This is a genomic window from Ruminiclostridium herbifermentans, assembly GCF_005473905.2.
Taxonomy (GTDB): domain Bacteria; phylum Bacillota; class Clostridia; order Acetivibrionales; family DSM-1351; genus Ruminiclostridium; species Ruminiclostridium herbifermentans.
The window spans coordinates 4,581,414-4,596,124 of record NZ_CP061336.1; the positions used below are offsets into that span (position 1 = coordinate 4,581,414).

Here is a 14,711-nt window from a genome sequence, read left to right on the forward strand (position 1 = left end):
GTGATACTTTAATAATACTAGATAATTAGATAGCATTATGAGTAAAGCAAGCAATGCTGCAAATTGGTATATCAGTTACAGAACCCACTGTTCCAATAGGATTCATATTTTGCATATTCATATTATCTCCCAAACAACCAACACCATTTGCATAAGGGGTGCCGCTACATGAATTACCTATAGAACAGCCCGGTGCTGGACCTATTTGGGTAATTAATTTAACAAAGCATTCATTTACCCCCAGAAGGACACCAGTAAATCCACATCCAGACATCCCACCACTTGTTGTAAATATCGTAACTGTTTGGCCAATATATTTTTTCAATGCGCATACTATATCACCATGTAGTGAAAGTCCATCATTATAGCCAAAATGTTCTTCTCCCATAAATCCCCCGCTCCTTTCAAATCATAAAAATATTATTATGCTACAATACATTTTATGTTAACGGGTTATTATGTGTTACTGCTATCTAGGAATTTTTGTTTGAAATAAATTCTAGATTATTAATAAGAGAACCTTATTAGCCAAACATTCTCAAAATTCTGTTATTATTCTATTAAATATATCTAACCTTTGCTGGTTCTCAACAGGCTTTCCCGAGTCAAAATATTTAATTTTTCCACCAGTTTTCTGATTATTAATAATACCTCTTTCTTCAAGAAGATGACTAAGATATCTAATTGTCCCTATACTTCCGTCAATTACATCTATATCTTGCGGAAGTACTTCTTTAAATGCCTTTCTGTATATAGGAAAATGCGTACATCCTAAAACAAAGGTTTTATAGCTGTTAATATCCAAGAGTGATAATTTTTCTTTAATAACAGGAATAACTTTTTCAAAATCAAATACCATATGCTCTGCCAGTTCAACTAATTCAGGAAATGCTAAGTAGTCAACAATATGATCTGTATCTACCCTTTGAACCAAATTGTGAAACTTCTCCTCCCTAAGTGTCAAAGGCGTTGCCAAAACAAGAACTCTCTTGCCATTGCCATTTTGAACCGCTGGCTTTACAGCAGGCTCCATACCTACAATAGGAAAAGTATACATACTGCGCAAATCTTTAACTGCTATACTGGTAGCTGTATTACAGGCTACAACTAGTGCTTTTATACCTTGCTTAACCAAGAATTCAACAGCTTCAAATATATAAGTTCGAACCTGGTCCTTAGTCTTTGTTCCATAGGGCACATGTTCTATATCTGCATAATATATATAGTTTTCATTTGGAAGCTGCTTTAATGCCTCAGCCAGAACCGTAATTCCACCAAAACCAGAATCCAAAAAACCAATACAGTCACTGTTGGTATTCATAGAACTTCTCCTCTTTTCTTAACAAAGAACTTGCCTTATCTACGTGAATTTTTTGATACTCTTAATATGATAGAAAAAAATATCCATCCCATCCCACAATATATAATTGAGGGCAGAAAATACATAAAGTACATTAACTCATTAAACATATTTGAAAAACTGCTATTACCATAATAGCTATATACTGAAATACCCAGTGAATACAAAGACGCTAGAACCAAGCTTAATGGTACAAATATGAGTGTTTCCCGTTCGCAAAAGCTATTATAAATTAAAAGCAGCATTAGCGGAAATACAATAGCAGTTATACCAAAAACAATATACATTCCCGTAATAGGAAGCTTTAATCTCAAAATGAATATTAACATAATTATTATAATAGCAGCATCAAGCAAACTAAGTCCTAATATTTTTATAATTTTCCCCATTGCATTTACTCCATAATTAACCTACGCATTCCATTAAGTCAATAATTTATGTAGGTACTCTGGTATTCTTAGTTTAAATTTTAATATTTGAAGCTAACCTCCATTTCACTGGTATGGCTGGCAGCAAATCATTAAGTCAAAAAGCTTTCGGCTTTTACACCACTCAAAAATGAACAGTGTTATCAAAAACTTTATTTTAGAGTTTTTATATTATTGTAATATTATATTATATTAGGCAATATGTATCAAACTTTTTATGGTAATTTTATTAACTCAGCCTTACTATTATAAAGTTGAACTACTAATATATTATTACCAAATATCATACAATTTTTTCCTATTTAAAATTTCATCTTCCATAAGACTTTACATAAAAATAAGTGTAAAAACAACCTGAGTGCGCCAAAAAATCCGTTAAAATAGCGAGTTTTCGGACAAGATATGGTCGGAGTGAGAGGACTTGACCGGCATCTTCGCTTCGCTCGTTGCCTGACGCCTCGACTTTTGTCTCGGCACACTCAGCTAAAAATGCTTCGCATTTTCTTCACGCTTCGTGCCTTCTCAGGTTCAAGTCATGTTCTACTTATGCAAAAAACCTCGACAGTCATCTGTCGAGGTTTTAGTGGTCGGAGTGAGAGGACTTGAACCTCCAGCATCTTGGTCCCAAACCAAGCGCGCTGCCAATTGCGCTACACCCCGAAAAATATTAAACTTTTATAAAGAACTAATTACTGCGAACTTGATTACCTCAAGTGCATATGTATTTTACTATAGGCTATAAATATTAGCAACATTTATTTTGGATTTAATTTCGTGTTTATCTTTCCATTACTCTAGCATACTCCATTTTTCACCATCTTATTGCTCAATATATAAATATTTTAAATATTTAGTAATTTTTCTTCCTGCATCACTTATGTTAACTGCATTATAAAGCAAATATTACACTTATGGCATTTAGATGTAACACAATTGAAATGTTATTTGACTTGATACATCATTTTAGTTTTTCTATAATAAAGTAAATCACTATTGGCTGTAGAACTGATACTAATGGCTTTTTCTATTGCCAAAAAACTTAATATTATATTGTTATAGTGTCAGTACTATCTAATTTTCGACTAGTTGGATTTAGTCAAGCTATTAGGCAATTGTTCTGCCTTTGAGGATAATACCTCTCGAAATAAACCATAAAAACTTATTTTTAATGGTAATCAATATTAATAAAAGCTATTTCATTGTAACTTTATTCGAAGTATCAACTTCTTCAATCTTCTTCATTGTTACAGCTATAGCCCAGTTTTGAAAGGAGTGATAATTATACAACGCATTTTAGGTCAAATAAGACGAGTTATCCAGGACTATAATATGATAGAAGATGGGGACAAAATTGCTGTAGGTGTAAGTGGTGGAAAAGATAGCATGACATTGCTTACAGGTCTTAAGCAACTGCAAAGATTTTTCCCTAAAAAATTTGAGATTGAAGCAATTAGTCTTACTATGGGTATTGGAAATATGGATTTTACTCCAGTAGCCGATTACTGTCGTAAGATAGGTGTGAATTATACTGTAGAAGAGACCATGATTGGTAAAATTGTTTTTGAAATTCGGCAGGAGCAAAATCCCTGCTCTATGTGCGCAAATCTTAGGAGAGGTGCTCTTCATAATGTAGCCAAGAAGTTAGGCTGCAATAAAGTAGCTCTCGGTCACCATAAAGACGATGCAATTGAAACTTTATTGCTAAGTACCTTTTACGAAGGTAGAATACATACATTTTCTCCAGTAACCTATCTTACTAAAAAAGACTTATACCTCATCAGACCACTTATTTATACTGAGGAAAGTCAAATAAAGTGTTTAGCGAAGTCTGGGATGTTTCCTATTGTAAAAAACCCTTGTAAGTATGATGGAAACACAAAACGCCAGTACATCAAAGATTTAATCTATGAACTTCAAAAAGATAAAAGAGATATAAAAAGCAATCTCTTTGGGGCAATTAAGCGCGCAAAAGTTGATGGTTGGCATGAATAAACTCAACCTTGTGAGTTAGTATTTTTGTGCATAACCCATTAACAAAAAGTTAAGAGAATAATTATACTCACTTCAGTTTTGACTTATGAGTTTTAGTTTTTTATATCTATTCGCTTTTATGCTTAATTAATTCGTAGACCAGCTATTTATGATCTACTAATCATATTGTTGTTGGGAGGTAAATAATAAATGAATAAATACATAAAGAAGAGTTTGGCACTTCTGCTGGTGTTAACAACATTATGGTTAACTTCAGGTAATACAGCTATTGCAGCACTTCAAGTTATTAATCAAACTGTAGAAAAGCAAAACATAACGTCAGGACTTATTTTAGAAAAATTTCACCGATTTACTACTGGTGGCTGGATAGAATCTCAGGTCCTCAGTGTTGACTTGACAAATGAAAACATTAAGGTGGATAGCTTAATTAATCATAATTCCGTAACTAGTATTTCCACCGTAAAAAATCTTGCTAAAAGCAGTGGCGCAGTTGCAGCAGTAAATGGAAGCTTCTTTGACATGAAAACAGGTGATGTATATGGTCCAATTATGTCGTCAGGTGAATTTGATGTTGCACTTTCAAAGAAAAGCACTGATTTAGCAACTTTTTCATTAGATGAATTAAACAATGCTTTATTTACATACTTAGATACAAAAGTTGAGTTAATAACACCAAGCGGTGAAAGAAAGCCTATTGCTGCATATAATAGATATACAGGTTTCTATAATAATAATATGTACATAGTAGACTCTAAATGGGGTCACAAGACACCTGGTGTTACAGAAAAATACCCTAATTGGATGGAAATGGTTGTTGTAGACGGTATAGTCAAAGAATTCCGTGAAAATATGCCTGGAATTGATATCCCTAAAAATGGGTTCGTGGTTATGGCTACATTTGGGCAACAGAAGGTTCTTACAGACAACTTTAAAATCGGTGATCCTGTTGATTATGAAATCACTCTAAATATTGATTCATCTAATTTAAAAATGGCGCTCACAGGAGGGACTCTTCTTGTTAAAGATGGAAATGTACTTACTAATTTTACACACTTTCCAACTGCAGCAAGTACAAGGGCTCCTAGGACAGCAGTAGGTATTACAGCAGATGGTAAGACCCTAAAAGTTGTCACTGTTGATGGCAGATCAAAGTCCAGCCTTGGTATGACTCAGTCTGAATTAGCAGCTTATATGAAAGAACTTGGTTGTACAAATGCCATTAACTTTGATGGTGGTGGTTCAACCACTATGGTTGCAAGAACTGCCGGAACAACTAGTCTCAGCACTGTAAATACTCCTTCAGAGGGATTTGAAAGAGGTGTTTCCGCTTCTCTTGGTATATTTTCTATTGGACCAAAGGGTCCTGTTGATTCCCTGCTTGTTACCGCTTATGAAGAAAATGTTTTTGTAAATACTTCTCGCGCATTTACAGCAAAAGGTCTTGATAAATATCTAAACCCTGTTGAAATTAAACAAGATGAAATTAAATGGTCAGTATCTGGTGTTGAAGGAACCTTTAAAGGAAATACCCTTTTCCCAACATCAGCTGGAGAAGCAGTTGTAACAGCAACTCTAGGTGAAAACGTAGTTGGAACCTGTAAAATCAATGTATTAAGCAATCCTGTTAAATTAGATTTAAATATTAATAAATTAAATACTTATGCAGGAAAATCAAGTACATTCACAGTAAAAGGTACTGACAAATACGGCTTCAGTGCAAGTATTCACCCATCTCATATTAAGTGGGGTGTGACAAACAAGGTTGGAGCTATCGATTCAAATGTTTTTACTGCTGGTGAAAAAGGTACTGGATATGTTTCAGCTACCTTTGCAAACGTCTCAGTATATTGCCCGGTATCAATAGCACAACCTGGTGAGAAAAAGATTATTGAGGATTTTAAATCGGATACTATGAAGCTGGATCTATCCTCAAGTTCTGTAAAAGCATCCTATGCAAAGGCTTCAAATGTATATAAGTCAGCACCCTATTCAGCAAAGCTTACATATGATTTTACAAAGGATGTTCAAAACAGCAGAGCCGCTTATATTAATCTTCCAAATGGAGGTTACTCCTTAGACCCTACTACTTCAAAATTGGGTTTATGGGTTTATAGTTCCGCAAAAAAACCTGTATGGGTAGGCGCTATGGTATATGATAAGAATGGAAAGGTCCATTATAAATATTTTACAAAGGGCATAACATGGACTGGCTGGAAATTCCTAGAAGTATCTCTTGAAGATGTGGACACTCCAAGTAAGATAACGAAGATATATGTGGTTGAAGCTACTAAGACAAAAGCATCTGGAAATATATATTTTGATAATCTGACGATGATTTATTCTGGACATCCTGAAGTTGCCGCTTCAAAAGAAACAACAAGTACTGTTCCAACAGACGAATACTATAAGGAACGTACTGTATCAGGTCCTGATTCCTTTACTTTTTCAGTATTCGGACAGTCTGAAGGTTACTCTGAAGAAAAAAACAAAACACAGGTATCCATGCTGAATTCTCTTGCAGCTAAAATAAAGAAAGAGTTTAATGCATCAGTAGTTGTAGGTAAAGTTGATAATCTATCTGTAAAAACTAAAGTACCATTTTTATCAACAACATCTGGCTACAAAGCTATTGATAATAATGGTAACAGGCTTATACAGCTTAAAACCTTTAATAATAATAGTATGAGGCTTACAGATTCAAATCAATGGTTTTGGTTTAAAAAACAGTTAAGTTCCTTCCAAGGAAATAACCTGTTTGTATTTCTTGCAGTAAAGCCTGACGACTTTAGTGATGCTAAAGAAGGTGCTCTCTTAAGAGAAACTCTAGAAGATTATAAAAAGCAGAACCCTAACAAAAATGTTTGGGTATTCTACTATGGCACAACTAATTCAAGCTATATGGAACGCGGAGTTAAGTACATATCCACTGCTGGTTTTAATAGTCCAGGATTTAGCGACAAAAATAAAAGTGCTGCAAAATTTGTAGTTGTAAAGACAAAGGGTGACACTATTACATACCAGTTTAAATCCTTTAATTAGAGTCTAATAACCTAAGCTTTTTAAGTTGATATATGGTTTTGTAATTTAATTTATAGATAAAAATTTGATATGTAAATGCGCTGGCAATAGCCAGCGCATTTACATATCAATCTTACTTAAAAAAATAAAGCACATTTGAAAAGTAATCTATGTAATCAATTATTAAGGTAATTGATCTATTTTGCTTTTAAGAAATGCCGAAAATTCATCCTTTAAGTCTTCTCTCTTGAGTGCAAACTCAACTGTAGCCTTAAGGAAACCTATTCTATCTCCTACATCATACCTGTCACCCTCGAAATCATAGGCATACATAGCTTCTCTCTCCATTAGTTTCTCTAATGCATCGGTTAACCATATCTCACCATTCTTACCTGGTGTAGCTGATTCTAAAAATTCAAATATTCTCGGAGATATTATGTATCTTCCTAATATAGCTATATTGGAAGGTGCATGCTCAACCTCAGGTTTTTCTACCAACCCTTTAACCTTATATACTTTCTCATCAATCTGATTCCCAGCTATAATTCCATACTTTGTAACATCTTGAAGCGGTACTTTTTGAACTCCTAAAATAGTTGTTCTATATTCAGAGTAAACATTCATAAGCTGCTTTATACAAGGTGTTTTTGAATGGACTATATCATCGCCAAGCATTACTGCAAATGGTTCATCACCAATAAAAGACTTTGCACAGTAAATAGCATGCCCTAGCCCCTTTGCTTCCTTCTGCCTTATATAATGAATGTTCGCAATATTTGAAATACTTTGAACCTCACTTAGCAATTCTTGCTTACCTTTTCTATGTAGTTCCTCTTCAAGCTCATATGACTTATCAAAGTGATCCTCAATTGCTCTTTTATTTCTACCAGAAATTATAAGTATATCCTCAATACCTGCATTCGCAGCTTCTTCAACAATATACTGTATTGTCGGCTTGTCCACAATAGGAATCATTTCTTTTGGTTGCGCCTTTGTAGCAGGCAAGAATCTAGTTCCAAGCCCTGCAGCTGGTATTATTGCCTTTCTTACCTTCATAAAATCCTCCAAAATACTATATTCTTTATTCCAATTTTATCACATATTTCTTTGTACTAACAACACATAATATAAATATAGCGTATTTCCTATTCTGATAATAGAGGATATAAATCATTTTCATATTATTGCCTTTGACTTTATAAAAATTTTATGATATTATCTCGCTTGTAAATACAATATATTGTGTATCTTCAGGGCAGGGCGAGATTCCCTACCGGCGGTAATGTGCAAATACTGCATTAGCCCGCGAGCGAAAGCCGACACGGTGAGATTCCGTGGCCGACAGTACAGTCTGGATGGAAGAAGAATTACATTGAAGTTTAATCTAAGCCCTGTGGATTATTTCCCACAGGGCTGTATTTGTAAGCAATCTTAAAATCTGCTGCTATAGGTCTATTAATGGGTATTCATAAGCACCAATAATTGAATTTTTACCAATCCGTACATACGCAAAAATTATTACTTAAAGGAGGTTTTTATGAATAAAAATAATACGAAAAAACTAACAACAATGGGCATTTTAACTGCAATATCAATCATCCTTATCATTTCTCCATTAAGATTTCCTTTTCCCTTAGCACCATTTTTAGAATATGATGCTGGCGACATTCCTATTCTGATAGGAGGTTTTATTTATGGTCCTCTATCAGGTATACTCCTTACTGTAGTTGCTTCAATAATACAGGCTCTTACAGTCAGTAGTGCTAGTGGCTGGGTAGGTTGTATTATGCATATCTTTGCTACTTCGTCTCTAGTTGGTATCGCAGCTGGTATTTACTCTAAAAGAAGAACTTTAAAAGGGGCCATTATAGGTCTAATTCTTGGCAGCTTATCTATGACAGTAATAATGATTATATTAAATTTAATTATAAATCCACTATTTTATGGTATGACGGTTGAAACTGTTAAACAGCTTATCGTTCCTGCAATATTACCCTTCAACATCATGAAGGCAGGTATAAATTCTATTATTACGCTTTTAATCTATAAGTCTATAGGTGTACTTTTAGAACGCATAACCAATAAATAACTCGGTTTTCTCATATTATTGCCAAACAGTACTTATACTTATTAATTTAGATTTCCACACTATTCAATGTTTGAAAAATCTAAGAAAATATTCTAAAATATTAATATACATAAGTTCTTGGCAAAAAACACACTGTTAAATTAGGTAAAAAATAAAAAAATAGAAATTATATATTTACAATGAAATCAATAGCACGTATTATTATATATAATATCTGATTTATTATTTTTTATCAGGTGTCAAAAATTCTAAAGCCTACTAAATAATAATTTAACTAATGCGATAATTGCGGGGTGATATTGTTTATGGAATTTTGTAAATGTGGTTCTTTAATAGTTAATGGAAGTTGTACAAATAAAAAGTGTGAAAATCACATTAAAACAATGATTGAATTAGCTACTCCTCAGCAGATTGAATATATCAAGGAATTAGCTGATCAGTTAGCTGATGATATTAGCGAAATTAATTTTGATACTCTTAGTAAGTCAGAGGCAGTAGACCTTATTGATGAGTACTTAGAAAAAATAGAAGATGCTGAAAAAAAGCTTTCGCCAGACTCAGCATTGCTCGATGACGATGACATTGATGACGATTTATAAAATCTAACAAATAGACGGCAGGGATTATACTATCCCTGCCGTTTTTCTGTTGATAACTTATCAATATTTCATTCAATTAAATATGTGGATATGTGAAAAAAGTGATGTATTAATTTTCAAACATGCTACAAATCAAGTGTTTACGCATTATGTCAATGTTAGCATCCTGTGCAAAATAGCATGTGTATAATGTGTATAAGTCTGTTAATAAAGTAAAATTACTCTTTAGATTGTTGTGGATAACTAATAAAAAACTTCCACAAGAGTATGCTTCATCACCCATTTTTTTATTTTTTTATGTTAAGTCCATAACCATAAGGGAACAATACATTGGATTCATTTGACTGGTTATTCAATGTTATTGGAAGCTGTGAAGAATCTTTTGGCCATGTTACTGGTAATCTTGCCTCAAACTCGTACTCATCGTACAGTACTTTAGCAATTTCTCCTCCCTCAGTACCAGGAAGCCAAGCTTCAACAAAACCATCCCATTTATTTATATCATCTGTTACTATTCTTGGTCTTCCTGATACAAGAATAACAACGATCGGCTTTTTTGCTGCATATGCTTCTTTAAGTGCAGTTTCATTACCCTCTAGTACTGTCCCTCGTATTAGGCTGAGGCTATCATCATCACCTTTGCCTTCGGCATATGGATATTCACCTAATACTACCACAATAACATCTGCATCCTTTAACTTTTCAGTTTCTGTAATAATTGTGCCCCCATTTTTACTTGCAATTTCTTTAAAACCATCCAAAATAGTTGTACCACTCATCCAACGACCTTTTATTGTGTCATCTTGACCGCCCTGCCATGTTTTTGTCCATCCTCCGCACTGTACTCCAATATTATCTGCTGCTGGACCTATCACAGCTACTTTTTTATTCTTATCTAAAGGCAAAACCTTATTTTTATTCTTGAGTAATACTAATGACTTCCTTACTGCTTCTTCAGCAATTTGCTTACTTTTATAATTCCTAAGAATAAACTCCGTTTCTTTAGCTTCTGTGTTTTCAAATTTGCCCATTTCCATTTTTACTCTAAGTACTCGTGAAACAGCATCATTGATACGATCCTCTGATATATCTTTATTTTCTATTGCTTTAATTAAGGCTTCCTGACATTCTTTCCATGAAGTATCTTCCATAAGAACATCGATACCAGCATTAACTGCCTCAACTACCTTTTGGTACATAGAATCTCCGTTTAATTGGTGAATACCGTTATAATCGCTTATAACCAGTCCTTTAAAGCCTATATCATTCTTTAATACATTTTGTATTAGGTTTCTATTTGCATGGTTTTTTATCCCATTAACGCTGCTATATGACACCATAATGCTTTTAACTCCTGCATTAACTGCCTCATTATAAATTGAAATATAATAATCATGCAATTCTTTATGGGTTATTTTAGCGTCACCCTGATCCAATAGATAGCCGTTATCGCCTGTACCAAACTGTACAGCACCATCTGCTACATAGTGTTTTGCACATGCAATAATGCCGTTGGCCTGTAGAGTAGTTATATATGGCAATGCCATTATACTAACTAAATCAGAATTCTCACTGTAACATTCATATGTTCTTCCCCATCTGATATCATTACTAACAGCAACAGTAGGTGAAAATGTCCAATCAACACCTGCTGCAGCTAACTCCTTCGCATTATCCTCAGCTATTCTCTTTATTAGTTCCGCATCTCTGCTAGCTCCTAGTCCAATATTATGGGGGTAAATGACAGTATCTTTCATATTATTATTACCATGGACTGCATCAACGGCAAACAAAATGGGAATGGCTAGTCTAGTTTCTTTAGCTGCCTCTTTATAGTTTTTTGTCATCTTACTCCATTCATTCATGGTATTTTCATCTGGTGTAGAGCCACCTGCTGCAAATATTGATCCGATATAATATTTTTTTATATCTTCAATTGATATTGCTCTTCTCTCAACCTGTAGCATTTGTCCAACCTTTTCTTCAGGAGTCATCTCATTCAAATAAAGCTGGATGTTTTCCTCCACCGTTTTAGAACTGTCATACAATACATTTGTTTCTTGATTCTGTTGAATATAATCAGATGTGTTCATAGCTGATTTATTTTTATCAAGTGTTTCTGTTGAAACATTTGAATTATCGCAACCAATAAGCAATCCTAGTACTAAAAAGACCACTGAAATTTTTGTTATATACCTTCTTTTCAATTTATATGCCTCCTCCTTGTCGTAATATAATATTATTAAATTTTAACCTAAATTACAACATTAAAGTTATTATCTTGTTTATCACAATAAATAAGAGTTATAATTATTAAGTCGTGCTTAATTAGCTAAAGCTAAACATCTCAGCACAGTAGCTTTGAAAATTATTAAACACAAATACTAATAATGCTATTATACCAAAAGGAGGAATTTAAAATGCTTCAACCTTATGATTTACCCCTTGAGCAGCTTAGAACCTATAAGCCAGACCTTACAAGGCAGCCTGATTATGACGAATTTTGGAGTAACTCGCTTAAGGAGTTATCAAAAATACCCCTTAATTATACTTTAACTCCATTTAATTTCCCTGTTAAGGGTGTTAAGGTTTTTACTATTAATTTTACTGGGTTTAATAATGCAAATATTCAAGGTTATTTTGCTATCCCTGATAAAGAAGGACCACATCCAGGATTATTGCTATTTCATGGTTACAATTGGTGCTTCGATGGAAATGTTGGAGACACTGTTAATTGGGCATTGCATGGATATGCTGCTTTTCAAGTTCTTGTTCGTGGCCAGCAAGGTTACAGTTCTGATAATGTAGTTTCTTCAACAGGATTTGCATCAGGATGGATGACTAAGGGAATTCTAGATCCAAATGAATATTATTATAGAGCAGTTTATATGGATGCAGTTCGAGCATTGGAGGTTCTTGTGTCAATTGATAATGTTAATGGGAGTAAAATTGGAGTACATGGCGGAAGTCAAGGAGGCGCTTTAACTCTAGCTTCAGCTGCACTTAGCGATATCCCTGTAGTAGCGGTTGCAGATGAACCATTCCTATGTAATTTTGAAAGAGCAATAGATGTAGCTCTTAGTAATCCCTTTAATGAAATAAATGAATTCTTTAGGCGTAATTCGGCCCCTGAAATTGAGATACAAGCTAAAAAAACCCTATCATATTTTGATATTATGAATCTTGCTCCAAAAATCAAATGTCATACTTGGGTAAGCGCAGGATTAGTAGATGATATTGTGCCACCTTCCACAGTTTTCGCAGCATATAACCATATGGTATGTTCTAAGGAAATCTCAGTTCACCGATACTTTGGTCATGAACATATTCCAGCAACTGTAATCCCTAAGTTAAGTACTTTGATGAAATATTTGCAGGACTAAGAAAAATCATTTTAGAAAATTATTAAGAAAATTGTTTCAAAAAGATAATTTGGGAAATATTATTATGGCACACGTAATTACATAACTTTGTATAAATCACAATATTTTTATGTATATAATGGGGTACCAGTCAACTTATATGGACTGATACCCTTTCTATTGTATGTCGCAATATTAACTAACATATCTCTTCATTTCATCTGCCGTACTAATAATTTCATTTATTTTTATCATTAATTCCTCAACATTTTGTAAGTTCGCATTTGCCATAGCATTAGCCTCTTCTGAGCTTGCAGCAGTCTCTTCACTAACTGCAGCTATCTTATTAATGCTATCAATAATTGACTCGTTTGATTCTACAATTGTTTCTATTTGAGAATTAACCTCTTTAATATTGTCGGAAAGTTTACTTGTATTTTCGCTTATATGACTATAGATATTTTTTGTACTAACAATAAATTTATTTTGCTCCTGATTTGCATTTTTCATGCTATGTATTTGCTCAACACAGTTTTTTACGGTCTCATTTAATTCATTAATTATTGTATAAATCTTAGTTGAAGATTGCTTGCTCTGGTCAGCAAGCTGTCTAATCTCATCTGCAACTACCGCAAATCCTTTTCCAGCCTCACCCGCTCTTGCCGCCTCAATAGATGCATTTAGTGAAAGCAGATTAGTTTGTGCACTAATATCTGAAATAATTGTTGTTATTCCTAATATTTCAGCTGTTTTACTCTCAAGTTCTGCCATTTGTTTTTCTACTTTAAGGCTTCTTTCATTTACTATTGCAGCTGTATCATTAAGTAGATTTACAACTTTTAATCCCTCATTTACATCATTTATAGAGTTATTTGATAATTCTCCCATTTGTTTTGATAGTCCTGATGTCACATGAATTAATTCTCTTATTTTTTCGGTTGCTTCTGACTGCTGCATCATATTTTCAGAGGTGTTTTGAGCACCTTTTGAAATTTCATCAATTGCACCGCTTACTTGACCTATTGAAATATTAAATTCAGCTATAAAGGTTTGTACTTCTTTTGCATTTGAATCCAAAATTTTAGCAGCTTCTAATATTTTTGAAATAATTTCTTCTTGTTTTTGCTGTTGTAACTTTATATTATCAATTTTATCAAAGCATAGTTTGTTAGATAACTTTGTAGAAAGTATAATAGCTATACCAAACAATAGAATTGCTGCAAACTGAATTGTTAATTCTGTAATTCCTTTAGCATCTACCCCTTTAAAAAACAGGCTTTGTACTATTACAGCCATATTAAGAATAAATACATACGAATAACTGTAAACCGTTAGCTTTAAGTCGAAATACAGCAGATACATTACTATAATAGGAAATATATAAACAAATGCAAGCCTTGTACTAGCTGTAGTAAGTGCAATTGAGTATACAATTAAATACCCTATCATTGTTACGTATTTAATTCTTTTATTTGCTGCATTTTTTATGTACATAATAACTGCAATAGATATAGGAATAATTACCGTAGCAGCAAATATAAGTACATACTGCAAACTTCTATTACCCTTGAAATACTCAGCTAAATAGCCAAAAACTAAAAACAAACTAAGAATAGTATTTATTATTAATACAACCCTGTTAGTCAAATGTTCATTATCGTTTCCTATCATTACTCTTCTCCTCTATTAAAATAGCATGTAAAAAATAAATAACACAAGAATATTTTACCACTTTTTAAAAATTATACAATTGATATCATCTATTTTTGTCAAAAAAATACATTTTTTTATAACCTTTTTTTATTATCATTTTAGTTTAAATTCAGTATTACTTTTAATAAATATATGTTATTATTGCTAAGT

Annotated in this window: 11 protein-coding genes, 1 tRNA gene and 1 riboswitch; of the genes, 5 read left to right on the top strand and 7 right to left on the bottom strand. The window is 33.2% G+C overall.

Going from position 1 to position 14,711, the window contains the following annotated elements:
• Positions 1-25: 25 nt before the first annotated feature.
• From EHE19_RS18605 to EHE19_RS18620, 4 genes are all read right to left on the bottom strand, one after another.
• The gene (locus EHE19_RS18605; RefSeq protein ID WP_244648287.1) at positions 26-388 is read right to left on the bottom strand and encodes a hypothetical protein; all 363 of its coding nucleotides are present in this window, start codon (positions 386-388) and stop codon (positions 26-28) included.
• 150 nt (positions 389-538) lie between these two features.
• Positions 539-1,321 (bottom strand): glutamate racemase, encoded by a 783-nt coding sequence (gene murI / locus EHE19_RS18610; protein ID WP_137698642.1) that lies wholly within the window; start codon positions 1,319-1,321, stop codon positions 539-541.
• A 35-nt stretch (positions 1,322-1,356) separates the two neighbouring features.
• Positions 1,357-1,749 carry a hypothetical protein gene (locus EHE19_RS18615; RefSeq protein ID WP_137698643.1) on the bottom strand — a complete coding sequence of 131 codons (393 nt, stop codon included), beginning with the start codon at positions 1,747-1,749 and terminating at the stop codon, positions 1,357-1,359.
• A 623-nt stretch (positions 1,750-2,372) separates the two neighbouring features.
• A tRNA-Pro gene (locus tag EHE19_RS18620) sits at positions 2,373-2,448 on the bottom strand.
• A gap of 612 nt (positions 2,449-3,060) precedes the next feature.
• On the opposite strand from EHE19_RS18620, the gene EHE19_RS18625 reads away from it, so the two are divergent.
• Entirely contained in the window at positions 3,061-3,780 is a 720-nt protein-coding gene (locus tag EHE19_RS18625) for a tRNA 2-thiocytidine biosynthesis TtcA family protein (protein ID WP_137698644.1), read from the top strand.
• Positions 3,781-3,969: 189 nt separating this feature from the next.
• Complete coding sequence (locus EHE19_RS18630) at positions 3,970-6,819, top strand: phosphodiester glycosidase family protein (protein WP_137698645.1); 2,850 nt, start codon at positions 3,970-3,972, stop codon at positions 6,817-6,819.
• Between the two features lie 162 nt (positions 6,820-6,981).
• Here the strand turns inward: EHE19_RS18630 and galU are convergent, their stop codons facing one another.
• On the bottom strand, positions 6,982-7,854 hold the full coding sequence (galU, locus tag EHE19_RS18635; protein WP_137698646.1) for a UTP--glucose-1-phosphate uridylyltransferase GalU: 873 nt from the start codon (positions 7,852-7,854) through the stop codon (positions 6,982-6,984).
• Positions 7,855-8,040: 186 nt separating this feature from the next.
• Positions 8,041-8,169, top strand: a riboswitch (FMN riboswitch).
• Between the two features lie 166 nt (positions 8,170-8,335).
• Here galU and EHE19_RS18640 point away from each other — a divergent pair.
• Both EHE19_RS18640 and EHE19_RS18645 read left to right on the top strand, forming a co-directional pair.
• Entirely contained in the window at positions 8,336-8,887 is a 552-nt protein-coding gene (locus EHE19_RS18640) for an ECF transporter S component (RefSeq protein WP_137698647.1), read from the top strand.
• A 305-nt stretch (positions 8,888-9,192) separates the two neighbouring features.
• Positions 9,193-9,486 carry a hypothetical protein gene (locus tag EHE19_RS18645; RefSeq protein ID WP_137698648.1) on the top strand — a complete coding sequence of 98 codons (294 nt, stop codon included), beginning with the start codon at positions 9,193-9,195 and terminating at the stop codon, positions 9,484-9,486.
• Positions 9,487-9,773: 287 nt separating this feature from the next.
• On the opposite strand, the gene EHE19_RS18650 is transcribed toward EHE19_RS18645, so the two are convergent.
• On the bottom strand, positions 9,774-11,693 hold the full coding sequence (locus EHE19_RS18650; protein WP_244648288.1) for a glycoside hydrolase family 3 protein: 1,920 nt from the start codon (positions 11,691-11,693) through the stop codon (positions 9,774-9,776).
• A 213-nt stretch (positions 11,694-11,906) separates the two neighbouring features.
• Between EHE19_RS18650 and EHE19_RS18655 the strand changes: the two genes are divergently transcribed.
• Positions 11,907-12,869: an acetylxylan esterase gene (locus EHE19_RS18655; protein ID WP_137698649.1), complete on the top strand. Its 963-nt coding sequence runs from the start codon at positions 11,907-11,909 to the stop codon at positions 12,867-12,869.
• Positions 12,870-13,043: 174 nt separating this feature from the next.
• Here the strand turns inward: EHE19_RS18655 and EHE19_RS18660 are convergent, their stop codons facing one another.
• A complete protein-coding gene (locus EHE19_RS18660; protein ID WP_137698650.1) occupies positions 13,044-14,519 on the bottom strand; it encodes a methyl-accepting chemotaxis protein in 1,476 nt (491 codons plus the stop codon).
• Positions 14,520-14,711 lie beyond the last annotated feature (192 nt).

What these genes read in the sequence shown, in the direction of transcription:
- EHE19_RS18605 (WP_244648287.1), bottom strand. Translation starts at nt 388, where the DNA reads ATGGGAGAAGAACATTTTGGCTATAATGATGGACTTTCACTACATGGT.
- EHE19_RS18660 (WP_137698650.1), bottom strand. Translation starts at nt 14,519, where the DNA reads ATGATAGGAAACGATAATGAACATTTGACTAACAGGGTTGTATTAATA.
- EHE19_RS18655 (WP_137698649.1), top strand. Translation starts at nt 11,907, where the DNA reads ATGCTTCAACCTTATGATTTACCCCTTGAGCAGCTTAGAACCTATAAG.
- EHE19_RS18645 (WP_137698648.1), top strand. Translation starts at nt 9,193, where the DNA reads ATGGAATTTTGTAAATGTGGTTCTTTAATAGTTAATGGAAGTTGTACA.
- EHE19_RS18640 (WP_137698647.1), top strand. Translation starts at nt 8,336, where the DNA reads ATGAATAAAAATAATACGAAAAAACTAACAACAATGGGCATTTTAACT.
- galU (WP_137698646.1), bottom strand. Translation starts at nt 7,854, where the DNA reads ATGAAGGTAAGAAAGGCAATAATACCAGCTGCAGGGCTTGGAACTAGA.
- murI (WP_137698642.1), bottom strand. Translation starts at nt 1,321, where the DNA reads ATGAATACCAACAGTGACTGTATTGGTTTTTTGGATTCTGGTTTTGGT.
- EHE19_RS18630 (WP_137698645.1), top strand. Translation starts at nt 3,970, where the DNA reads ATGAATAAATACATAAAGAAGAGTTTGGCACTTCTGCTGGTGTTAACA.
- EHE19_RS18615 (WP_137698643.1), bottom strand. Translation starts at nt 1,749, where the DNA reads ATGGGGAAAATTATAAAAATATTAGGACTTAGTTTGCTTGATGCTGCT.